This window comes from Streptomyces sp. NPDC058307 (genome assembly GCF_042880295.1).
In the GTDB taxonomy this organism is placed as follows: Bacteria; Actinomycetota; Actinomycetes; order Streptomycetales; family Streptomycetaceae; genus Streptomyces.
The window spans coordinates 1-20,578 of sequence record NZ_JBHVYZ010000062.1; the positions used below are offsets into that span (position 1 = coordinate 1).

Annotated in this window: 23 protein-coding genes and 1 pseudogene; 15 read left to right on the top strand and 9 right to left on the bottom strand. The window is 72.0% G+C overall.

What is annotated here, in order from left to right; translation table 11 throughout:
• Window position 1: 1 nt before the first annotated feature.
• Both ACFVYN_RS32765 and ACFVYN_RS32770 read left to right on the top strand, forming a co-directional pair.
• On the top strand, window positions 2–1,201 hold the full coding sequence (locus ACFVYN_RS32765) for an alpha/beta hydrolase (RefSeq protein ID WP_390005261.1): 1,200 nt from the start codon (window positions 2–4) through the stop codon (window positions 1,199–1,201).
• A 157-nt stretch (window positions 1,202–1,358) separates the two neighbouring features.
• The gene (locus tag ACFVYN_RS32770) at window positions 1,359–2,765 is read left to right on the top strand and encodes a hypothetical protein (RefSeq protein WP_390005263.1); all 1,407 of its coding nucleotides are present in this window, start codon (window positions 1,359–1,361) and stop codon (window positions 2,763–2,765) included.
• Window position 2,766: 1 nt separating this feature from the next.
• Here the strand turns inward: ACFVYN_RS32770 and ACFVYN_RS32775 are convergent, their stop codons facing one another.
• Window positions 2,767–3,180, bottom strand: a complete 414-nt coding sequence (locus tag ACFVYN_RS32775) for a VOC family protein (RefSeq protein WP_390005266.1) — start codon at window positions 3,178–3,180, stop codon at window positions 2,767–2,769.
• A 103-nt stretch (window positions 3,181–3,283) separates the two neighbouring features.
• A complete protein-coding gene (locus ACFVYN_RS32780; protein WP_390005380.1) occupies window positions 3,284–4,174 on the bottom strand; it encodes a neutral zinc metallopeptidase in 891 nt (296 codons plus the stop codon).
• Window positions 4,175–4,391: 217 nt separating this feature from the next.
• On the opposite strand from ACFVYN_RS32780, the gene ACFVYN_RS32785 reads away from it, so the two are divergent.
• From ACFVYN_RS32785 to ACFVYN_RS32795, 3 genes are all read left to right on the top strand, one after another.
• On the top strand, window positions 4,392–5,990 hold the full coding sequence (locus ACFVYN_RS32785; RefSeq protein ID WP_390005268.1) for an ABC-F family ATP-binding cassette domain-containing protein: 1,599 nt from the start codon (window positions 4,392–4,394) through the stop codon (window positions 5,988–5,990).
• Window positions 5,991–6,354: 364 nt separating this feature from the next.
• A complete protein-coding gene (locus tag ACFVYN_RS32790; RefSeq protein ID WP_004002281.1) occupies window positions 6,355–6,576 on the top strand; it encodes a helix-turn-helix domain-containing protein in 222 nt (73 codons plus the stop codon).
• Window positions 6,577–6,706: 130 nt separating this feature from the next.
• A complete protein-coding gene (locus tag ACFVYN_RS32795) occupies window positions 6,707–7,519 on the top strand; it encodes an enoyl-CoA hydratase/isomerase family protein (RefSeq protein ID WP_390005271.1) in 813 nt (270 codons plus the stop codon).
• Between the two features lie 19 nt (window positions 7,520–7,538).
• On the opposite strand, the gene ACFVYN_RS32800 is transcribed toward ACFVYN_RS32795, so the two are convergent.
• Entirely contained in the window at window positions 7,539–8,252 is a 714-nt protein-coding gene (locus ACFVYN_RS32800; RefSeq protein ID WP_390005274.1) for a nucleopolyhedrovirus P10 family protein, read from the bottom strand.
• 86 nt (window positions 8,253–8,338) lie between these two features.
• Here ACFVYN_RS32800 and ACFVYN_RS32805 point away from each other — a divergent pair, with 86 nt between their 5' ends.
• Genes ACFVYN_RS32805 through amaP form a run of 5 tightly spaced genes read left to right on the top strand, consistent with a single transcriptional unit; the run spans window position 8,339 to window position 10,686 of the window.
• Entirely contained in the window at window positions 8,339–8,803 is a 465-nt protein-coding gene (locus tag ACFVYN_RS32805) for an Asp23/Gls24 family envelope stress response protein (protein WP_390005276.1), read from the top strand.
• A 38-nt stretch (window positions 8,804–8,841) separates the two neighbouring features.
• The gene (locus ACFVYN_RS32810; protein WP_390005279.1) at window positions 8,842–9,036 is read left to right on the top strand and encodes a hypothetical protein; all 195 of its coding nucleotides are present in this window, start codon (window positions 8,842–8,844) and stop codon (window positions 9,034–9,036) included.
• Window positions 9,033–9,431: a hypothetical protein gene (locus ACFVYN_RS32815; protein ID WP_390005281.1), complete on the top strand. Its 399-nt coding sequence runs from the start codon at window positions 9,033–9,035 to the stop codon at window positions 9,429–9,431. The genes ACFVYN_RS32810 and ACFVYN_RS32815 overlap by 4 nt, the downstream gene beginning before the upstream one ends.
• Window positions 9,428–10,102 carry a DUF6286 domain-containing protein gene (locus ACFVYN_RS32820; protein ID WP_390005284.1) on the top strand — a complete coding sequence of 225 codons (675 nt, stop codon included), beginning with the start codon at window positions 9,428–9,430 and terminating at the stop codon, window positions 10,100–10,102. The genes ACFVYN_RS32815 and ACFVYN_RS32820 overlap by 4 nt, the downstream gene beginning before the upstream one ends.
• Before the next feature lie 5 nt (window positions 10,103–10,107).
• On the top strand, window positions 10,108–10,686 hold the full coding sequence (amaP, locus tag ACFVYN_RS32825; RefSeq protein ID WP_390005287.1) for an alkaline shock response membrane anchor protein AmaP: 579 nt from the start codon (window positions 10,108–10,110) through the stop codon (window positions 10,684–10,686).
• 78 nt (window positions 10,687–10,764) lie between these two features.
• Here the strand turns inward: amaP and ACFVYN_RS32830 are convergent, their stop codons facing one another.
• From ACFVYN_RS32830 to ACFVYN_RS32845, 4 genes and pseudogenes are all read right to left on the bottom strand, one after another.
• Window positions 10,765–11,520, bottom strand: coding sequence for an SDR family oxidoreductase (locus tag ACFVYN_RS32830; protein WP_390005290.1), 756 nt, complete (start codon window positions 11,518–11,520; stop codon window positions 10,765–10,767).
• A gap of 5 nt (window positions 11,521–11,525) precedes the next feature.
• Window positions 11,526–13,311, bottom strand: a pseudogene (locus tag ACFVYN_RS32835) (glycoside hydrolase family 15 protein).
• A 33-nt stretch (window positions 13,312–13,344) separates the two neighbouring features.
• Window positions 13,345–13,701: a hypothetical protein gene (locus tag ACFVYN_RS32840; protein ID WP_390005293.1), complete on the bottom strand. Its 357-nt coding sequence runs from the start codon at window positions 13,699–13,701 to the stop codon at window positions 13,345–13,347.
• Window positions 13,698–14,495 carry an SURF1 family protein gene (locus ACFVYN_RS32845; RefSeq protein ID WP_390005296.1) on the bottom strand — a complete coding sequence of 266 codons (798 nt, stop codon included), beginning with the start codon at window positions 14,493–14,495 and terminating at the stop codon, window positions 13,698–13,700. The genes ACFVYN_RS32840 and ACFVYN_RS32845 overlap by 4 nt, the downstream gene beginning before the upstream one ends.
• 127 nt (window positions 14,496–14,622) lie before the next feature.
• Between ACFVYN_RS32845 and ACFVYN_RS32850 the strand changes: the two genes are divergently transcribed.
• Together ACFVYN_RS32850 and ACFVYN_RS32855 are read left to right on the top strand one after the other, a co-directional pair.
• Entirely contained in the window at window positions 14,623–14,871 is a 249-nt protein-coding gene (locus ACFVYN_RS32850) for a hypothetical protein (RefSeq protein WP_037708056.1), read from the top strand.
• Window positions 14,872–15,452: 581 nt separating this feature from the next.
• Window positions 15,453–15,668, top strand: coding sequence for a hypothetical protein (locus ACFVYN_RS32855; protein ID WP_390005300.1), 216 nt, complete (start codon window positions 15,453–15,455; stop codon window positions 15,666–15,668).
• Between the two features lie 63 nt (window positions 15,669–15,731).
• Here ACFVYN_RS32855 and ACFVYN_RS32860 read toward each other — a convergent pair whose 3' ends face one another.
• Window positions 15,732–16,715: a DEDDh family exonuclease gene (locus ACFVYN_RS32860; protein ID WP_390005302.1), complete on the bottom strand. Its 984-nt coding sequence runs from the start codon at window positions 16,713–16,715 to the stop codon at window positions 15,732–15,734.
• A gap of 88 nt (window positions 16,716–16,803) precedes the next feature.
• Between ACFVYN_RS32860 and ACFVYN_RS32865 the strand changes: the two genes are divergently transcribed.
• The 3 genes from ACFVYN_RS32865 to ACFVYN_RS32875 all read left to right on the top strand — a co-directional run bounded on the left by ACFVYN_RS32865 (window position 16,804) and on the right by ACFVYN_RS32875 (window position 19,449).
• Window positions 16,804–17,532 (top strand): VIT family protein, encoded by a 729-nt coding sequence (locus tag ACFVYN_RS32865; protein ID WP_390005303.1) that lies wholly within the window; start codon window positions 16,804–16,806, stop codon window positions 17,530–17,532.
• Between the two features lie 139 nt (window positions 17,533–17,671).
• Window positions 17,672–18,568 (top strand): sterol desaturase family protein, encoded by an 897-nt coding sequence (locus tag ACFVYN_RS32870; protein WP_390005305.1) that lies wholly within the window; start codon window positions 17,672–17,674, stop codon window positions 18,566–18,568.
• 227 nt (window positions 18,569–18,795) lie between these two features.
• Window positions 18,796–19,449, top strand: coding sequence for a lysoplasmalogenase (locus ACFVYN_RS32875; RefSeq protein ID WP_390005383.1), 654 nt, complete (start codon window positions 18,796–18,798; stop codon window positions 19,447–19,449).
• 54 nt (window positions 19,450–19,503) lie between these two features.
• Here ACFVYN_RS32875 and ACFVYN_RS32880 read toward each other — a convergent pair whose 3' ends face one another.
• Window positions 19,504–20,511: a CopD family protein gene (locus ACFVYN_RS32880; protein WP_390005308.1), complete on the bottom strand. Its 1,008-nt coding sequence runs from the start codon at window positions 20,509–20,511 to the stop codon at window positions 19,504–19,506.
• Window positions 20,512–20,578: the final 67 nt, after the last annotated feature.

The following is a 20,578-nucleotide window of genomic DNA, read 5'->3' on the forward strand; positions in this document are numbered from 1 at the left end:
CGTGCACACTGTCAAAGCGACGGCCGCTGCCGTCACCGCAGCCCTGGCCGCCGGCGCGGCCGGAATCGTCGCCGGGAGGATCGCCGGCGACGCCGGACTGAAGGTGTCCCCGGGCCGCCCGCTGCCCGGCGAACCCCGGCTCACCGTCCACTCCACCGCAGCCGGCCGCATCGCCCTCACCCGCGACCTCGCCGCCCTCCGCCCCGGCACCTACGGCCTCGCAGGCGACGCCTCCCACGCCTCCCACGCCGTCGTGGGCCCCGTCCTCGCCGCGGAACGGCACTCCGTCGACACCGTCGTCCGCCGCCTGGAACGCGTCACCCACGGCACCCTGAAACCCGGCGACAAGGTCTGGCTCACCCCGAACACATACGTCGGCGACCCGAAGTCCGCCCTCGGCCTCGATCACACCGACGTCGACATCCCCGGCGAACTCGGCCCCCTGCCCGCCTGGTTCGTGCCCGGCGCGCGGGACACCTGGGTCATCGCGGTGCACGGCCTCGGCACGACCCGCGAACACGCCCTGAACATCATGGAGTTCCTGCACCGCCTCCGCTTCCCGGTCCTCACCCCCGCCTACCGCGGAGACACCGGCGCCCCCCGCCCGCCGGACGGCCTGAACCACTTCGGCGAGACCGAGTGGCGCGACCTGGACGCGGCGATGCGCTACGCCGTCAGCAACGGCGCCCGCCAACTCGTCCTGCACGGCTGGTCCACCGGCGCCACCATGGCCCTGCGCGCCGCCGCCCGTTCGGGCCTGCGCGACCGCGTCAAGGGGCTCGTCCTGGACTCCCCGGTCCTCAGCTGGGAGCGGACCCTGCGCGCCCTCGCCGCGGCCCGCCACACCCCCGGTGTCCTCCTCCCGCTCGCGGTGCGCGCGGCACAGGGCCGCACCGGCCTGCCCAGCGACCACGCCGGCCTGTACACCCAACAAGACAACCGGACCGAGCACCGGACCGAGCACCGGACCGAGCACCGGACCGACGACATGGGCCCGGACCGGCTCCCACCGCCGACCCTGATCTTCCACGGCCCCGACGACACGCTCGCCCCCTGGGACCTCTCCCGCCGTCTCGCCGCCACCCACCCCGACCGGATCACCCTCCACACGGTCCACCAGGCCCCCCACGCGGCGATGTGGAACGCCGACCCGAGCGCCTACGAAGAGACACTGCGCCGTTTCCTCACGCCCATGATGTGACCTGTGGGCGCCCCGGTCCCGCAGCTTCCGTTTAAGCCCGTACTACTGGCCTGATCTCGGCCTATGTCCCTCCACGTGGCCCCGGCACCGACCCTCCCCGGCGCCCGCGGTGACATTCCGTTTGGGTTTTCGGACCGTCAACCGGAAGACTGCACCCGTGACGTCCCGTATCCCGCGCGACTCCAGGCTCCGACTCGTCCGCCCGCGACCCCTGGCCGCCGCCCCCACAGCAGTGAACCAACGGCGCCCACGCCGCCCCGCGCCGCGCCCCCCGGAGGGCACACCGGCCCCCGCGGTACTGGCCAGAATGGCGCGCTCCGGTCTTGCCGACGCGGCCCGCGTCGCGCACTGGGCCGACGGCGCCCTCGGCCCCGGCAGGGACGGCGCGGGCTCCGACGGCAACGGCACCCTCTCCGACGAATCCGCCGCTCGCGCGGCCGCCGACCTGGGCCTGACCGTGGCTCAGGTCCGCGCCGACTGGGACACCGCCCGCCTCGCCGGCCTCGTCGAGGTGCACGGGGACAGCGCCCGCCCGGGCTGGCGGCTGCGCGCCTGGGACCGCGACGACAGTGCCGTACTGCGCGGCTGGGTCGCCCTCTTCGACGCCTGGTCGCTGGCCTTCCCGGAGCCCACCGACCGTGAGCCCGCCGCCGTCGCCGAGGTCGTCTCGGCCATGCCCCAGGTGCTCTCCTTCCTCCAACTGTCCGCCGGCCCCGTGCCCGTGGAGCAGCTCCTGGACCTTCTGGAGCAGCGCGTCACCGAACTGCGCACCGAGCGCTGCGAGATCCCCTACGGCCCGCAGCCGGAGCCCGTGGAGGAGCCCGAGGCGGCGGACCCACAGGACGCTCCTCTCGCCCCCCTCCTCGACTGGGCCCTGCGCGCCCTCGCCTCCGTCGGCGCCCTGACCTACGGTGACGGCCAGGCCACCCTCACCCCCCTCGGCAGCTGGGCGGTGTGGGTCAAGCTGGAGCAGATCTGCGTCGCCGCGCAGAGCCCGGCCGGCAACATCGAGGTCGCCGCCGAGGAGATGCTGCGCGGCTGCGCCCAGCTGCGTCCCAACGCGGCCCGCGCCGAGTACCGCGCCTGGCTCGCCGCCCGCCCCGTCGGCAGCGCCGTCACCGAGCTGCTCGACGCCGCCCGCGGTGACGACGCCCTGCTGCGCGGCCTCGCCTTCGAGGCCCTGCGGGTGGTGGGCGCCCCCGCCGAGCCCGACGTGCGCTCCGTGGCGGACGAGCCCACCCTGCGGCCGTACGCCCTGCTGTGGCTGGCCGAGCACGACGGGATCGACCCGGAGGACGCCCACGAGGTCCTCACCCGGCAGGAGGCCACCTGGCTGTGGGTCGACACCGCGGCCGCCGTCGCCGACCACGGCGAGGCCCCGATGCTGGTGCGCCACCTGGAGTCCGCGCTCCAGCCGACCGTCCCCCAACTGCTCGACGAGGTGCGGGCGGTGGGCCACCCGCGCACCGTGCAGGTCCTGGTCGCCCTCGCCGCCGCGCACCCCGACCCGGCCCTCGCCAAGGCCGTCCGCCGCGCCGCCTTCCAGGTGCACACCGGAGGGTGAGTCAGGCGGGTATCTCCGGCGCGTACGTCCCGAAGCTCCACACATTGCCCTCGGCGTCCCGGGCCATGTAGTCCCGGGAGCCGTAGTCCTGGTCCGTCGGGGGCGTCAGGATCTCCGCGCCGTGCTCCACGGCGCGGCGGTGGTGCCCGTCGACGTCGTCCACGACGATGTACACCCCGACCGGGCCCGCGTCCTTCATCAGCTTGTCGTAGGCGCTGCCGGTGCCCTTGGAACCGAGCATCACCGCGCCGTTGCCCTGTACCAGCTCCGCGTGGGTCACCAGGCCGTCCTCGCCCTCGTACACCGCGATCTCGGTGAAGCCGAAGGCCTCCGTCAGCTGCCTGATCGCCGCCTTCGCGTCCGCGTACAGCAGTGCCGGATAGATGCTCGGACGCCCACCGCTCGTGCCTGCCATGCCGATCACTCCCTTGTGACGAGACTGGTCAGAAGTCGCGAATCCCCTCTGCCGTCCAGTCTCCCAGCGGCCACTGACACCGGCCTCCCAGCAGGCAAAAGCCTCAGCGGAAGGTGTCGCAGCGGGCCATGTCGCCGGACTCGTAGCCCTGCCGGAACCAGCTCTGCCGCTGCTGCGCCGACCCGTGCGTCCACGACTCCGGCGTCACCCGGCCCTGGAACCGCTCCTGGATCCGGTCGTCGCCCACGGCCGCCGCCGCGTCCAGGCCGTCGGCGATGTCCGCGTCCGTGAGATTCGTGATGAGCGGCCGCCCCGTCGACTCGTCCTTCGTCGTGGTCGCGTGACGGGCCCACACCCCGGCGTAGCAGTCCGCCTGGAGCTCCACCCGCACCGCGTTGCTGTCCGCGCCCGTCCCTCCGTCCTGCGACCGGCTCAGCGTGCCCATCAGGTCCTGCACGTGATGTCCGTACTCGTGCGCCACCACGTACGCCTGCGCGAACGGCCCGCCACTGGCCCCGAACTTCGACCGCAGCTCGTCGAAGAACCCCAGGTCGAGATAGACCTTCCGGTCGCCCGGGCAGTAGAACGGCCCGACCGCCGAGGTCGCCGACCCGCACGCGGTGCCGACCTGCTCACTGAAGAAGTACGTGGGGGAGCTGGTGTACGTGGCGCCGCGCCGCTCGAACTCCTGGTCCCAGTAGTCCTGCACGCTGTTGACCACCGCCACGATCCGGCAGTCGTCGCGCGTGTTCGCGTCCTGCCCGGACCGGCAGCTCCGCTGGACCTCGGAGAGGCCGGAGGCCGTGGCCGCGGGCTGTCCGCCGCCGTCGGTGAGCCCGAGCTGGTCGGGACCGACGCCGAAGAAGAGCCCGACGAGCAGGGCGATCACCCCGACGATGCCACCACCGACCGTCGCTCCACCGCCCGGGATGCGGCTGCCGCGCACGTCCTGCACCTCGGACGTGTCCAAACTGGCGTCGTCGTCGAACTGCATGCGGACACCGCCCTCTGCGCTCACCGGCCCCCCGCGGGGCATCCTCGACGGGACCGACCGGATACCCGGAGCGAGACCAACCGAACACCCGGACCCAGAAAAAGTGCTTGCACGCCCCCGTTAGACTTGGCCCATGGCCATTCTCCTCGCGCACTAGACGGCGGGAACGTCCTCAGCCGCCCACCCGTCAATCCCGAACCCGCCCTGGAGTCTGTCCGTGATCTCCGCCTCCGGTATCGAGCTGCGCGCCGGCGCCCGAGTCCTCATCGAGTCCGCCACCTTCCGTGTCGCCAAGGGCGACCGCATCGGCCTGGTCGGCCGCAACGGCGCGGGGAAGACCACCCTCACCAAGTGCCTGGCCGGCGAGGGCATCCCCGCCGGCGGCCAGATCACCCGCTCCGGCGAGGTCGGCTACCTCCCCCAGGACCCCCGCACCGGCGACCTCGACGTGCTCGCCCGCGACCGCATCCTGTCCGCGCGCGGCCTCGACGTCCTGCTGAAGAAGATGCGCGACAACGAACAGCGCATCGCCAACGGCCAGGGCGCCACCCGAGAGAAGGCGCTGAGGCAGTACGAGCGCCAGGAGACGGAGTTCCTCACCAAGGGCGGGTATTCCGCCGAGGCCGAGGCCGCCACCATCGCCGTCGCGCTGAACCTCCCCGACCGGGTCCTGGGCCAGCCGCTGCACACCCTCTCCGGTGGTCAGCGCCGCCGTATCGAACTGGCCCGGATCCTGTTCTCCGACGCCGACACCCTGCTCCTCGACGAGCCGACCAACCACCTCGACGCCGACTCGATCATCTGGCTGCGGGACTACCTCAAGTCCTACCGCGGCGGCTTCATCGTGATCTCCCACGACGTCGACCTGGTCGAGACGGTCGTCAACAAGGTGTTCTACCTGGACGCCAACCGCGCCCAGATCGACGTCTACAACATGGGCTGGAAGCTCTACCAGCAGCAGCGCGAGGCCGACGAGAAGCGCCGCAAGCGCGAGCGGCAGAACGCCGAGAAGAAGGCCGCCGCCCTGCACTCGCAGGCCGACAAGATGCGCGCCAAGGCCACCAAGACGGTCGCCGCGCAGAACATGGCCAAGCGCGCCGACCGGCTGCTCGCGGGCCTCGACGCGGTGCGCCAGCAGGACAAGGTCGCCAAGCTGCGCTTCCCCGAGCCCGCGCCCTGCGGCAAGACCCCGCTGATGGCGGAGGGCCTGTCGAAGTCGTACGGCTCGCTGGAGATCTTCACCGACGTCGACCTGGCCATCGACAAGGGCTCCCGCGTGGTCATCCTGGGCCTCAACGGCGCGGGCAAGACGACCCTGCTGCGCCTGCTCGCCGGGACCGAGCAGCCCGACACCGGCGCGGTCGTGCCCGGCCACGGTCTCAAGCTCGGCTACTACGCCCAGGAGCACGAGACCCTCGACCCGGAGCGCACGGTCCTGGAGAACATGCGCTCGGCGGCCCCCGACCTCGACCTGGTCGAGGTGCGCAAGACGCTCGGCTCCTTCCTGTTCTCCGGCGACGACGTAGACAAGCCCGCCGGCGTCCTGTCCGGCGGCGAGAAGACCCGCCTCGCGCTCGCCACCCTGGTCGTCTCCTCGGCGAACGTCCTGCTGCTCGACGAGCCCACCAACAACCTCGACCCGGCCAGCCGCGAGGAGATCCTCGGCGCGCTGCGCACCTACAAGGGTGCGGTCGTCCTGGTCACCCACGACGAGGGCGCCGTCGAGGCGCTCCAGCCGGAGCGGATCATCCTGCTGCCGGACGGCGTCGAGGACCTGTGGGGCGCCGACTACGCGGATCTCGTCGCCCTCGCCTGACGGTCGGCGCCGCTTGATCGAACGCGTGATCCACGGCGTGATCAACGGCGTATGGATCATTCGGCCCACCGGTGATCCACCATCTGTGTGAGATCTCCTCGTACCGAGGTGTGTCCTACATCGATTTCACGGCCGAGTCCTTTATCGACAAGGGCTCGGCCGTCGCACGTCTCTGACCTGGCACTTCACAAAGGAACCCGTTCGGAGATACGAACGCGCCCGGGTGGAATCACAGATTCCGTATGTGGGGACCCGCTCCTGTCGTCAAAACCATGTCTTACGGACCTTGCCGAATGGGTGGCCATGAACGCCCGGAGGGGTGATCATGAGAGGACCAGAGCGCACTTCCCATGAGGAGGACCGGGTGGCCGAGACTCTGAAGAAGGGCAGCCGGGTAACCGGCGCCGCGCGCGACAAGCTCGCGGCAGACCTGAAGAAGAAGTACGACTCCGGTGCGAGCATTCGGGCACTGGCCGAGGAAACCGGCCGCTCGTATGGCTTTGTGCACCGGATGCTCAGCGAATCGGGCGTCACGCTCCGTGGGCGTGGCGGGGCGACGCGGGGCAAGAAGGCCGCGTCGTCCTGAACCGGGCGGCCCATCGGCTTCGATGGTGGCCACCCGGTCGGTCAGCTGACCGACCGGGTGGTTACTGTGCAGTCACTTAGCCGTGCCGTCCTGCGGCACGGAGGATGACCGCACTCATCGGAGGCGCCCCATGGCGACGTCCAGCCAGGACGGCCAGGAACTCGTTCCCCTGCTCGACAAGGACGGCGTACGGCTCACCGTCGAGGACACCCTCGCCACGGTGACGCTGACCAACCCGGCCAAACGCAACGCCCAGAGCCCCGCTCTGTGGCGGGCGCTCGCCGAGGCGGGCCGGCTGCTGCCGGGCTCCGTCCGGGTCGTGGTGCTGCGTGGCGAAGGCAAGTCCTTCTCCGCGGGGCTCGACCGGCAGATGTTCACGCCCGAGGGGATCGAGGGCGAGCCGTCGTTCATCGACCTCGCCCGCAGTGGTGACGCCGAACTCGACGCCGCCATCGCCCAGTTCCAGGAGGGCTTCACCTGGTGGCGGCGCAGTGACGTCGTGTCCATCGCCGCCGTGCAGGGGCATGCCATCGGGGCGGGCTTCCAGCTCGCCCTCGCCTGTGACCTGCGCGTCGTCGCCGACGACGTGCAGTTCGCCATGCGCGAGACCAGCCTGGGCCTGGTCCCCGACCTCACCGGCACCCACCCCCTGGTGGGCCTCGTCGGATACGCCCGGGCGCTGGAGATCTGCGCCACCGGGCGCTTCGTCACGGCCGAGGAGGCCGTGAGCACCGGCCTCGCCAACCTCGCCGTACGCCTGGACCAGCTCGACGGCGCCGTGAAGGACCTGGCGGGCGCACTCCTGTCCGCCCCCCGCGACGCGGTCATCGAGACCAAGGCGCTGCTGCGCGGCGCCCAGGACCGCACCTACGACGAGCAGCGCGGCGCCGAACGCGCGGCCCAGAGCCGACGCCTGCGGGACCTCGCCGGAGTCGGCGAGTAGATCCGGTCGGCGGGTGGATCTAGACGAGGGCCGTCACCAGCACGGCCACCGTCGGACCGTCCGGCAGCGCCGCTCCCACGGCGGCGCGGACCTCCCGGGCCACATCCAGGGCCCGGCGGTCCGCGCCCACCGCCAGTTCGACGCGGACATGACGGCGCGGCAGCGAGCCGTCCCCGGTCTCCCGGTCCTCGATGTGCACCGGCCGCCCCAGCAGACCCGTCAGCCCGGCCACCCCGGGCACCGCCAGCGCGGCGACCGCCGCGAGGGTCTCGTCGCCGAGCCCCGCCTCCACGGGACGCGGTGGCTCGGGCGCCCGTACGGGGGAGCGTTCGGCATCCTCGTCCAGCAGGGCCGTCACCCGCAGGTCCACCTCGCCGAGCTCCAGCCCCAGCAGCCCGGCCGCCGCCCCGGCGAGTGCCGTACGCAGCAGCTCCGCCGTCACCGGCAGCGGCTGCGCGGGCGTGGCCTCGAACTCCGCCGCGAGCCGCAGCGGCCCGGGCGGCAGCGCGCTCGGCGGCGCCGGGACGGCGGGCTCGTGCGTGTCCTCCGGACGGGCGAGCCCGATGCGCACCGTGCCCAGCCGTACGCCCCGAAGGTCCTCGGCGGCGGCCCGCAGCACCGCCCGGGCCGCCTCCTCGGAGATCCACGCGCCGTCGCGCGGCCCGCCCAGGGGCAGCAGCCTGCCCAGACCCAGCTGACGCCGCACCGTCCGTGCCCACTGCTCCGCCGTCATTCCTCCAGCCTGCCGCATCTCCGGCGCGCGATCGCGCCACCGCGCTTACGGTGGTCGAAGGAGGACGACCGAAAGGAGTGACGGCGATGACCGACATGACGCAGAGCACCGAGGTGGAGCCGCAGGCGCAGCTGCGCAAGACCACCAGGCGCGGCGGCGGCGACCCGGCGAGCCGTGGGCGGACCACCATCGCCGACGGGGTCGTGGAGAAGATCGCCGGACTCGCGGCACGCGATGTCCTCGGCGTTCACGCCATGGGCAGCGGGATGAGCCGCACCTTCGGGGCCGTACGGGACCGGGTGCCCGGCAGTTCGAAGTCCGCCACCCGCGGGGTCAAGGTCGAGGTCGGCGAGGTGCAGACCGCGCTCGACCTGGAGATCGTCGTCGACTACGGCGTCTCGATCTCCGACGTGGCCAAGGCCGTGCGGGAGAACGTCGTCGCCGCGGTGGAGCGGATGACCGGCCTGGAGGTCGTCGAGGTCAACATCGCGGTGAGCGACGTGAAGCTGCCCGACGAGGAGGACGAGGAGCCGGAGTCCCGGCTCCAGTAGCCACACCCACAGCTCGAGGGACCTTTAGGGAGCGCACGATGAGCATGGCCGTGGTCGGCATGATCGCCGGCATGGCGCTGGGCTTCGCGGGCTATTTCGGCGGGTTCGGGGCCTTCCTGCTGGTGGCGGCGCTGGGCGCCATCGGCTTCGTCGCCGGCCGGTTCCTGGAGGGGGACCTGGAGATCGGCGAGTTCTTCCGCACCCGTGACGAGCGTCGCGACCGGCGGCGATGACGACCGTGAGCAGTGTGGCCGGCGCGGCGGACGCGCTCCGCAGACCCCTGACCGCGACCGCCGTTCCACCCGGTGACCGAGGGGCGACGAGAATTGCCGACCGGGTGGTCGCGAAGGTCGCGGGACAGGCGGCCCGCGAGGCGCTCGGAGAACTCCCCGCCGCGGCGGAACCCCCGTACGCCACCGTCCTGGTGCACCACGGAAACGCCCGGATCCGCATGCACCTCGAACTCGGCTACCCCTGCGACATCGGTGAGCGCTGCGGCCGGGTGCGTGCACAAGTGGTCGAGCGGGTAGTCGCGTTGGTGGGCATGGAGGTGTCGGAGGTCGCGGTCCAGGTGGAGCGGCTGTATCCGGCACAGGCGCACGGCGCGGCACAGGGGAGGACGCGATGAGCGAGCCCCAGGGCTCGGAAGGCACCACACAACGCCTGCCGGTCATCGAGCGGGCGGCGGAACCGGACCGGCGCGACCGGCCCGCATACGGACCACCATCCGTCCCGGAGGCAGAGACGGGCGGCGGTGGACGCCGCTTCTGGTCGGCGCGCAGGGTTCCGGCCGGCCTGGTCGCCCTGCTGCTCCTGCTCGGCGCGGGCCTCTTCCTGTACGACATCGCGGCCGTCCGGGCCCACCGGCCGGCCATGCACTGGCGCCGCGAACTCTCCCGGCAGCTCGCCACGCGCCCCCTGGACGACACCTGGGTCCTGATCGGCGCCGGAGTGGCCGCGGCCCTGGGGCTGTGGCTGATCGTCCTGGCCGCCACACCGGGGCTGCGCCGCGTCCTCCCGATGCGCCGCACCCACCCCGACATCCGCGCAGGCCTCCACCGGGACGCGGCCGCCATGGTCCTGCGTGACCGGTCCATGGAGGTGGCAGGCGTCCAGTCCGCACGCGTACGGGTGCGCCGGGCGAAGGCCGACGTCCGCGCGGTCTCCCACTTCCGGGAACTGGACGACGTCCGCGACGACCTGGACGTGACCCTCACCGAGGCGATCAGGGGACTGGGCCTGGCCCGGCCCCCCGCCCTGTCGGTGCACGTGACGCGGACGACCCGGAAGAAGGGCTGAGGCCGATGCTGAGGACCGTCAACCGCGTACTGCTCGCCCTGGTGGGCCTGGTCCTGCTCGTCGTCGGCGGCTCGGTACTCGCCGTGGGCCTCGGCGTCGATCCGCCCTCCTGGTGGATCCACGACGGCAAGAAGGACGTCCTGCTGAGCGACGCGGAACGCACCCGCTGGGAAGGCGAGGGCTGGTGGTGGCCCACGGTCATCGCCGCACTGGCGCTCCTGGTGCTGCTGACGCTGTGGTGGCTGACGGCGGTACTGCGCAGGCGCCGGCTCACCGAGGTCCGCGTCAACACCGGAGACGGCGAGGGCGCGCTGCTGAGGGGGCGGGCCCTGGAGGCCGTACTCGAAGGCGACGCGGCCGAGTTGGACGGCGTCCACCGGGCCCACGCCCACCTGACCGGCCGCCCGGACGCTCCCGGGACCCGCGTGCGGCTCCTGCTGGAACCCCACGTGGACCCGGGAACGGCCCTGCATCACCTGACGACCGGGGCCCTGGACCACGCCCGCAGTTCGGCGGGCCTGGAGTCACTGCCGGCCGAGGTCCGCATGACCGGCGTCAAGCACAAGGCGGAAAGGGTCAGTTGAGGGAAGGGGCAGTTGAGGGCCCGCAGCTAAAGGGTCAGTTGAAGGCCCGGAGCCAAAGGGGCAGTTGAAGGCCCGCGGCTAGAATCCGTGCCGCATGCCCCCGTCGACGGGCAGCATGACCCCGGTCAGATAGGACGCGGCCGGGGACAGGAGGAAGGCCGCCACTCGCCCGAACTCCTCGGGCGTCCCGTACCGCCGCAACGGGATCCGGGACTCGTTCGCGGTCCGAGTGGCCTCCGGATCGGCCGACATCGCGTCCAGCTCGCGCACGCGGTCCGTGTCGATGCGCGACGGCAGCAACCCCACCACCCGGATCCCGCGCGGCCCCAGCTCATCGGCGAGGGACTTCGCGAACCCGGCGAGGCCGGGCCGCAGCCCGTTCGAAATCGTCAGCCCCGGAATCGGCTCGTGCACGGACGCGGAGAGCACGAACCCGATGACACCCCCGGCGTCCAGCTCCGCCGCGGCCGCCCGGGCCAGCCGGACCGCTCCCAGGAACACGGATTCGAACGCGGACTGCCACTGCTCGTCCGTGTTGTCGGCGACGAAGCCGGGCGGGGGCCCGCCCACGCTGATCAGCACCCCGTCGAAGCGACCGAAGTGCTCCCGCGCGGTGGCGATCAACCGCTCCGGCGCCGAGGGATCGGCGTTGTCGACGGCCACCCCCACCGCGTTCGGCCCCAACTCAGCCGCCGCGGCGAGCGCACCCTGCTCCTCCCGCCCGGTCACCACGACCTTCGCCCCGTCCCCGACCAGTTCGCGCGCGGCGGCGTTGCCGAGCCCACGGGTCGCTCCGGTGACGACGTACACACGGTCCTTCAGTCCAAGATCCATGCTCCCTATCCTGCCTCCTCGCCCCCGAAGAGAGTGAGGGCGGTGTTCACCAGCCCGATGTGGCTGAACGCCTGCGGGAAGTTGCCGAGCTGGGCGCCGGCCACCGGGTCGTACTCCTCGGACAGCAGCCCCACGTCGTTGGCCAGCCCCAGCAGCCGCTCGAAGAGGTCCCGCGCCTCTTTCGTACGGCCGGTCATGTGCAGTGCGTCGGCGAGCCAGAACGAGCACACCAGGAAGGTGCCCTCGTCGCCGGGCAGCCCGTCGACGGGGGTCTCCTCGGCGCTGTACCGCCGTACCAGTCCGTCGTGGTCGAGCTCCGCGCGGATCGCGTCAATGGTGCCGACGACACGGGGATCGTCGGCGGGCAGGAAGCCGGTGCGGGGGATCAGCAGCAGGGACGCGTCCAGTTCGCGTGAGCCGTAGTACTGGGTGAAGGTGTTGCGTCCGGGGTCGTAGCCCTTCTCGCAGACCTCGCGGTGCACCTCGTCGCGCAGCGCGCGCCAGCCGTCCGGGTCGCCCCGCAGATCCGGGAAGGCCTCCAGGGCGCGCACAGCGCGGTCGGCGGCGACCCACACCATGACCTTCGAGTGGACGAAGTCGCGGCGGCCGCCGCGCACCTCCCACAGCCCCTCGTCCGGCTGCCGCCAGGAGGACCGGAGGAAGTCCAGCAGGACGCTCTGCAGGGACCACATGTGCGGTTTGGCGGGCAGGCCCGCCCGCCGGGCCAGCGACAGCGAGTCCATGACCTCGCCGTACACGTCCAGCTGGAGCTGTTTCACGGCCTCGTTGCCGATGCGTACCGGTCTGGAGCCGCCGAAGCCGGACAGCCACGGCAGCTCGAACTCGGGCAGCCGCCGTTCGCCCGCGACGCCGTACATGATCTGGAGGTCCGCCGGGTCGCCGGCGATCGCGCGCAGCAGCCAGTCCCGCCAGGCCTCGGCCTCCTCCAGGTATCCGCACTGTACGAGGGCGCCCAGGGTGAGCGTGGAGTCCCGCAGCCAGCAGTAGCGGTAGTCCCAGTTGCGCACGCCGCCCATCTCCTCCGGCAGCGAGGTCGTGGCCGCGGCCACGATGCCGCCGGTCGGCCGGTAGGTGAGCGCCTTCAGGGTGATCAGGGAACGGACCACGGCGTCCCGGTGCGGACCCTCGTAGCGGCAGCGCGCCGACCACGCCTGCCAGTCGGCAACGCTGCTTTCGAGCGTCTCGAAGGGGTCGGTCAGCGGGGGGCGCGGCTCGTGCGAGGGGTGCCAGGTGAGGACGAACGCGACCTTCTCACCCGCCTCGACGGTGAACTCCGAGTGCGTCCCGAAGTGCTCGCCCCAGGTGTGCACGGGGGGCTCACTGCGCAGCCACGTGGCGTCGGGTCCCGCGATGGCCACCCGCTGCCCGCCGGACCTGCGCACCCAGGGCACGATCGAGCCGTACTCGAAGCGCAGCCGCAGCGTGCTGCGCACGGTGACCCGGCCGGTGAGCCCCTCCACGACGCGTACGACGTCGGGGGCGACGTCCCGCTGCGGCATCAGGTCGGTGACACGCACCGCGCCCTCGTCGGTCTCCCACTCGGTGTCCAGGACGAGGGTGCCGGGGCGGTACGCGCGCCTCGTGCACCGGTCCGCGTTCTTCTGGGGCGATCCGCCAGTGGCCGTTCTCCTCGTCCCCGAGCAGTCTGGCGAAGCAGGCCCCCGAGTCGAAGCGGGGCAGGCACAGCCAGTCCACGGAACCGTCCATGCCGACCAGGGCGGCGGTCTGCTCGTCGCCGATGAGGGCGTAGTCCTCGATACGGGGGTGCACGCAGTGGCGCTTCCCGGCTGGTCGAGGCGGCAATCAGGGGTGGGGCCGGGGGAGTGACGCCGCCGTGCCGGAGAAGATCACCCCCGGATGCGCGGGAATCTGGTTCAGCACCCACAGTCCGGTCAGCGTGGCAGGCGCGAACGTGAACGCGAACGCGACCGCGACGAGAACGGTGAGGACGAGCCGAGGGCCTCCTGGGATTCCCCGTGGCCGACCGGCAGCGGCAGATGTTCCTCGGGGCCGGCATTCGAGGGCGTCGCCGACCTCACCACCCTGGCCTTCCCACTGGTCCGGGTCGGTGGGGCGACGGGTCGCGCCGCAGCCGGTGCTGTTGGGGGCGGTCGGCGGGCCGGTGAGCTGGTGGGCCGGTGTGGCACGCCGAGATGTCACACCGCGGCCGGCTCCGCGTCTGTCGCGCCCTCCCGCTCCGCCTTCTCCCGGCGGTCGCGGAGTTCACGTCGCACCAGGGTGACCCACCCGATCGGAACGCCGACGGAGAACAGCCACCACTGGATGGCGTAGGCGTAGTTCAGCGCGGCGTCCTCCTTGCCGGGGTCGGCGCCGATCAGTTCCGGACTGTCACCCTTCGGCTCGGGTGCCGTCTGGGCGATGTAGCCGCCGAGCACCGTGGCGCCCAGCCGCTTGGCCTGCTGCTCGCTGTTGATCAGCATGATCTGCCGGTCCGGCAGCCCCTTGAGGTTCTTGATACCGCTCGCCGCGGTCGTCTCGTCGGGCATCAGCCGCCCGGTGACGGTGATCTCCCCCTTCGGGGGAGCGGGGATCTTCGGGAACACCGTCTGACTGGGACCGTTCGCGGGGATCCAGCCCCGGTTGACCAGCAGCACCTTGCCGTCGTCGAGGACGAACGGGGTCAGGACGTGGTAGCCGACCTCGTCGTCTGAGTTGGTGCGACGCCGGACCACGACCTCGTCGTCGGCGTCGAAGTGGCCCTTCGCGGTCACGCTGCGGTACCGGTCGTGGGTGGTGACCGTGTGCCCGGGCGAGGTCATCCGCTCCACGGGCACCGGCTTCGCGGACAGCGCCTCGGAGACCAGCTGGTTGCGGGCGGTGCGCAACTCGTAGCGGTGCATCTGCCAGATGCCCAGCCTGATCATCGTGGGGATGAGGAGGAGGGCGACCAGTGTGAGGATCACCCACTGCCGGGACAACAGGAAGCGGTACACCCCACGACCGTACAACTCGGACGACGGGGGGCTCGCACAGGGGTGTGGTCGGACCCTGTCGACGATGCCCACCCGACGGAGCGCTGTCGGCTTGCGGGTGCCGGCCCCGCCCCTGACGATTCGGCTTATGACACGTTGCGAAGTGTGTGGGAACGATTACGAACTGGCGTTCACCGTCGAGACCCGGGACGGGGCACGTCACGTCTTCGACTCGTTCGCCTGCGCGATCCACCGCATGGCACCCATCTGCGAGCACTGCCGGGTGCAGATCATCGGCCAAGGTGTCGAGGTGGACGGTCACTGGTTCTGCGGCGCGCACTGTGCCCGCGCGGAGGGCAAGGTCGGCATCGTGGACAAGATCGGCTCCGCTGTGTGACCGACGCCGAGGGGTGGCGGGGCGGCGGACCGCCGGGCCTGCTCGTGCCGTGGTGCGCCGGTCGCCTCGTCGGCCGCGGGTCCGGTGGCGCCCGGAGGGCATGCCGGGGATGACGGACGGGCGCGGCCACGGGCTGAGCACCGAGGCGGGGTCCAGCATCGGCCGAGGCCGTGCCAGGGGTGTTCGTGCGGGTTGTACCGACGACCGCGGCGACCGTCCTCGCGCGCTGGCTCGGCGCCGGGCAGATGCACAGGCGTCCCCTCCCGGTTCTCCAGCGCCCGGGCGGCAGCCGAGGCTCTCACCCCGGACCTCCTAGCCGACGTCTTCCGCGTCCGTGCACACGCCGAACGCAGGGGCCGGGGCCCCTGAAGTAGTTGTAGCCCTGGATGAGTTGGTTCCCCCTGCTCGTGAGCGAGAGGAAGCATCCGGTGCGCACCGGCGCACGGCCGCCCGGACCGCGCTCCCGCCGATCCGTACGCGGGCGCGTCGCGTCCTGCACGCGGGGTATGCCTTGGCCACGCCCGCACGACTGGCGGGCGGCACACATCCGACCGTCCGGCCCCCGTGAAAGGCAGTTCACGATGAGTGACACCAACGCACTGGAACCGCTGGCGACCTTCTGTGGCGAGTGCGACTGCGGCTGCCCGCAGCTGTTCGTCGACCCGAGCGCCCCCGCGGAGCGCCGCGTCCTGCTCACCGACGACTTCGGCCAGCGCGTCCAGATGAGCGCCGTCCAGTTCGCCTCGCTGGTGGAGGAGGCCAAGGCCGGAAAGCTGGACGCCATCGCCATCGCCTGACCGACCCGGCGCACCGGCCCCCACCGCCGATACAGCGGCCCCGGCCCGTACCTGTCCGTACGGTCATCCCCCCGACGCCGGCTCCACGTCCCGCAGGAGCTGCCCGAAGGCCGCCTCGTCGACGACCGGTGTGCCGAACTGCCGGGCCTTGACCACCTTGGACGTGTTCGAGTCCGGGTCGTTGGTGACGAGCAGACTGGTCAGCCGGGACATGCTGGTGGCTACATGCAGTCCGGCCTCGATCGCCCGGTCCTCCAGGAGGTCGCGCTCGGTCGAGGTGTCCCCGGAGAACGCGATCCGCATGCCCTGTTTGAGTGGTTTGCCGACCTCGTACCGCCCCGGGTTGGGGTAGGGGCACGCGGGCCGCTTGCGCGCGGGCCGCCAACTGGTCGGCCGGTAACCGCTGTAGCCCGCTGACTGCCGCGGCACCGCCCGGTCGGTCCACTCGGTCAGTGGCCGGCACTCGTGCAGCGGCAGTCGCACGCTTCGCGCGGCGGCCGCCCGCAGACTCGGCCGGAACGCCTCCGCGAGCACGCGCGCGTCGTCGAGGGCATGGTGCGCCCGCCGCTGTACGACGCCGAAGTGGGCCGCCAGCGACTCCAGTTTGTGGTTGGGCAGCGGCAGGCCGAGCTCCTTCGACAGGACGATGGTGCACAGCCGCTGACTCACCGGCGCCACCCGGCTCGCGCGCGCGTACTCACGGGCGATCATCTGCCAGTCGAAGACGGCGTTGTGCGCGACGAGCACGCGACCGTCGAGACGGGCCGAGAACTCGTCGGCGATGTCCTGGAAGAGAGGGGCGCCTTCGAGTGCCTCGCTCGTCAGCCCGTGGATCCACACGGGGCCCGGGTCGCGCTCCGGATTGACCAGCGTGTACCAGTGGTCCTCGACCTCTCCGCGGGCATCGAGTCGGTAGACGGCCGCGGAGATTATCCGGTCGTCGCGGGCCAGGCCGGTGGTCTCCACGTCGACGACCGCGTATCCCTGCGGATACGCGGCCGGCCACGCTGTGGGGGAGGACGCTGCGGTCGTCTGGTCTTCGAGCATGGTTCACGAGGATACGGGCCACGACTGACAGTCCCTCACGGCGGCGTCGGTGCCGGGCTCTCGACGACCGGGGTGCGATCCTCCGGGGATGACCGAAGAGGGTGTGAGCGGACCGGCGCACGACGAGGCACACGGCGGTGGGCTCGGCGTCCGCCTCAACTGGTTGCGCGCCGCCGTCCTCGGCGCGAACGACGGCATCGTCTCCACGGCTGGCCTCGTCGTCGGCGTGGCCGGCGCGACGAGCGACCGCGCGGCGTTGCTGACGGCTGGTCTGGCGGGCCTGCTGGCCGGTTCGATGTCCATGGCGGCCGGGGAGTACGTGTCCGTGTCGACCCAGCGCGACTCCGAGATGGCCGCGCTGGCCCTGGAGAGGCGGGAACTTCGCGAACGGCCGGAAGCCGAGCTGGAGGAGTTGACGGAGCTTCTGGAGGAACGGGGGCTGTCCCGTGACGTGGCCCATGAGGCGGCGGAACAACTGACGGAACGTGACGCACTGCGGGCGCACGCACGCGTGGAGCTCGGCATCGACCCGGACGAACTGACCAACCCCTGGCATGCGGCCTGGGCGAGCTTCCTGGCGTTCACGGCGGGGGCGTTGCTGCCGCTGCTCGCCATCGTGCTGCCGCCGGCGGGGTGGCGGGTGCCGGTGACCGTGGTGTCGGTGGTGGCGGCGTTGGTGCTGACCGGGTGGAGCAGCGCACGGTTGGGAGCGGCGCATGCGGGCCGGGCGGTGCTGCGGAACGTGGGAGGCGGGTTGCTGGCGATGGGGGTCACTTACGGGGTGGGGGTGTTGCTGGGAGCGGCGGGTGTCGGTTGACGGGCCCGGCGCGGCAACCGGCGTCACCGTCCGCGGGCATCCCTTGGCGGAGATCACCAAGAAGCAAGCGCGTACCACCGGTAATACTTGTCGGTAACAACGTCTAGCCCCGCCCGACCGGCGGTTCTACGGTGCACGCATGCCGAACCTCCCCGATGTCGTGGTCTGGTCCGTACCCGCCTTCGTGCTGCTCACCGTCATCGAGATGATCAGCGTCCGCGTCCATCCCGACGAGGACGCGGCCGGCTACGGGACGAGGGACGCCGCCACCAGCATCGGCATGGGGCTCGGCAGCCTCTTCTTCGACTTCCTGTGGAAGATCCCGATCGTCGCCGTCTACACCGCCCTGTACGAGTTGACCCCGTTGCGCGTCCCCGTCCTGTGGTGGACGGTCCCCCTGATGCTGCTCGGACAGGACTTCTTCTACTACTGGTCCCACCGCGGCCACCACGTCATCCGCATCCTGTGGGCCTGCCACGTCGTCCACCACTCCAGCCGGAAGTTCAACCTCACCACCGCGCTGCGCCAGCCCTGGACGACCCTGACCGTCTGGCCGTTCTACGTCCCCCTCGTCGCCGCCGGAGTCCACCCGGCCGCGCTCGCCTTCTGCTCCTCCGCGAACCTCGTCTACCAGTTCTGGATCCACACCGAACGCATCGACAAGATGCCCCGCTGGTTCGAGTTCGTCTTCAACACCCCGTCCCACCACCGCGTCCACCACGCCTCCCAGGGCGGCTACCTGGACCGCAACTTCGGCGGGATCCTCATCGTCTGGGACCGGCTCTTCGGCTCGTTCGTGGCCGAGACCGAACGGCCCGTCTACGGGTTGACCAAGAACATCAACACGTTCAACCCGGTCAAGGTGGCCACCCATGAGTACGTGGCGATCATCAAGGACGTCAGGAAAGCCCGGAGTTGGCGTGAGCGGACCGGGCGGGTGTTCGGCGGACCGGGGTGGCAGCCGTCGCCGTCGGTGGAATCGGCCCCGCCGTTGGAATCCGAACCGGCTTCGGCCGGAGGGGGCACGGTCGCGTGAGACCCCGGCCCTGGCGCAGGGCACACGGGCGCGTCCACACGGGACGGCAGGAGCAGGGGCGAGTTGACGGCGGACGGCGGGAGCGTGTTCGAGTTGACGTCGGACGGCGGGAGCGGGGGCGCGTGCACACCGGGCGGCAGGAGCGTGACCGGGGCCGTCCCGAGCGGCGGGCGTCCACACTCGTGCGTTCCGGGCGGGGCCCGCGCGTACGTTCCCTCGCCGCTCTTCTGCTCGCCTGCCTCGCCGTCGCGACCCTCACCGATCTCGTCTCCCTGGCCGTCGGCTTCGGCGGCGGCCATGCCGTCGCCAAGCCTCTGCTCATGCCGCTCCTCGCCGCCTGGACGGCCGTCCGCGGCGCACCGCGCCTCCTCGTCGTCGCGCTCCTGTGCGGTTGGGGCGGTGACATCCTCCTGCTGTCCGACACCGGCCCGGCCTTCCTCGCCGGCATGGCCTCCTTCGCCGCGGGCCACGTCTGCTACCTCGCGCTCTTCCGGCGTCACGGCACGCCACGCGCGCGTGCTCTCCTCCCCGCCCCCGCCTACGCCCTCTCCCTCGTCACCACGGTCGCCCTCCTGTGGCCGGACCTGCCGGCGGACCTCCGCATTCCCGTCGCCGGCTACAGCACCCTGCTCGTGACCATGGCGTACACCGCCGCCCGGCTCGGCCTCCTCACCGGACTCGGCGGCGCGCTCTTCCTGCTCTCGGACACCCTCATCGCGACCGGCGTCGCCGACTGGCCCCAGCTCCCACGACCCGGGTTCTGGATCATGCTCACCTATGTCGCCGCACAGGTCCTGCTGGCCAGCGGCGTACGACGAGCCCTCGAGGCGCGCCCGGGATCGACGGCGACCTACGGTGAGGTCCGCTCGACCACTGCCTGAGCGCAGGTGGTCCTACAGCGTCCGCATCACCCGCGCGGCGGCGGCGCCCGGCCTTCACCAGTGGATCGGCAGCGGCAGCGCGGTGAGCAGCCCCGACACCACGACCACCAGCCCCAGGGCGACGACCTCCGCGCGCGCGGGAGTGCAGGCGGTCAGCGGGTCGGGGGAGCGGCGCAGCCGGGTGCGGGCCCACAGGGCGAGCGCGGCGACGACCGCCACGAGGAGCACCTTGGCCAGCAGCGTGCGCCCGTAGGCCGTGTCCGTCAGCTGCTCCAGGACGGTGCCGGGCGGCATCCGGCGCAGTGAACTCCACACCCCGCTCGCGGAGATGGCGGCGAGCAGAACGGCCGCCACGCGCGCGTAGAGCCCGAGCAGCGCCGCGCCCGGCTCCGTGGGGCCCCAGTGGCGCAGCGTCCGCAGCACGCGCAGCAGTCCGCCCGCCCACAGCGCCGCGCACATGAGGTGAACCAGCGTCAGCCCGGCGCCGACCAGCGGGCTGTGCTCGGTCACGGGATGCGCGCGCAGGGCCTCCGCCGCCACCACGGCGGACAGGGGCCACACCTGGACGGCCGGGCGGCCCGAAAGGGCGCACAGACCGGCCACCACGAAAGCGTTGACCTCCAGCAGGGCCAACTTGCCGTCCCGCGACGCGTACAGGCCGCCGACATCGATCTCGGAGAGGCTGTGGGGCACCAGATTGCCGGTCGCCACGACCGACGCCAGACCCAGCGTGGCGAGGAATCCGGCGGCGGCCGTGTAGGGAGCCCAGGAGCGCGGAGCGTCCGGGGGAGCGCCGGGCACCGAGCGCACCAGCCGGCCCACGAACAGCTCGCCCATCGGCACGCACAACGCCACGAACAGCACGGCCCGCAGCAGGGCCACCCCACCGGTCCCGGGCGCGGCGGCCTCCCCGGTGCCGTGCAGCGCGGCGGGCGGCCCGAGCAACGGTATCGCCACGGCCAGTATCGCCAGGACGAGGACGGCGATCGCCCGGCCGGTGCCGGGGCGCCATGAGGGGCCGCTCGCGCCGGTCACCTCGGAGGGGGGTCTGGTCAACGTCACCGCACGATCTTGACCACAACGGACAGAACCGGGCAACTGCAGGGAAACAAGTGGTGGTAAGGCATTC

Coding starts and splice junctions, on each gene's coding strand:
- ACFVYN_RS32775 (WP_390005266.1), bottom strand. CDS start 3,180: ATGGCAGGCACGAGCGGTGGGCGTCCGAGCATCTATCCGGCACTGCTG.
- ACFVYN_RS32780 (WP_390005380.1), bottom strand. CDS start 4,174: ATGCAGTTCGACGACGACGCCAGTTTGGACACGTCCGAGGTGCAGGAC.
- ACFVYN_RS32795 (WP_390005271.1), top strand. CDS start 6,707: ATGGCGACGTCCAGCCAGGACGGCCAGGAACTCGTTCCCCTGCTCGAC.
- ACFVYN_RS32800 (WP_390005274.1), bottom strand. CDS start 8,252: ATGACGGCGGAGCAGTGGGCACGGACGGTGCGGCGTCAGCTGGGTCTG.
- ACFVYN_RS32805 (WP_390005276.1), top strand. CDS start 8,339: ATGACCGACATGACGCAGAGCACCGAGGTGGAGCCGCAGGCGCAGCTG.
- ACFVYN_RS32810 (WP_390005279.1), top strand. CDS start 8,842: ATGAGCATGGCCGTGGTCGGCATGATCGCCGGCATGGCGCTGGGCTTC.
- ACFVYN_RS32815 (WP_390005281.1), top strand. CDS start 9,033: ATGACGACCGTGAGCAGTGTGGCCGGCGCGGCGGACGCGCTCCGCAGA.
- ACFVYN_RS32820 (WP_390005284.1), top strand. CDS start 9,428: ATGAGCGAGCCCCAGGGCTCGGAAGGCACCACACAACGCCTGCCGGTC.
- amaP (WP_390005287.1), top strand. CDS start 10,108: ATGCTGAGGACCGTCAACCGCGTACTGCTCGCCCTGGTGGGCCTGGTC.
- ACFVYN_RS32830 (WP_390005290.1), bottom strand. CDS start 11,520: ATGGATCTTGGACTGAAGGACCGTGTGTACGTCGTCACCGGAGCGACC.
- ACFVYN_RS32850 (WP_037708056.1), top strand. CDS start 14,623: ATGACACGTTGCGAAGTGTGTGGGAACGATTACGAACTGGCGTTCACC.
- ACFVYN_RS32855 (WP_390005300.1), top strand. CDS start 15,453: ATGAGTGACACCAACGCACTGGAACCGCTGGCGACCTTCTGTGGCGAG.
- ACFVYN_RS32860 (WP_390005302.1), bottom strand. CDS start 16,715: ATGCTCGAAGACCAGACGACCGCAGCGTCCTCCCCCACAGCGTGGCCG.
- ACFVYN_RS32865 (WP_390005303.1), top strand. CDS start 16,804: ATGACCGAAGAGGGTGTGAGCGGACCGGCGCACGACGAGGCACACGGC.
- ACFVYN_RS32870 (WP_390005305.1), top strand. CDS start 17,672: ATGCCGAACCTCCCCGATGTCGTGGTCTGGTCCGTACCCGCCTTCGTG.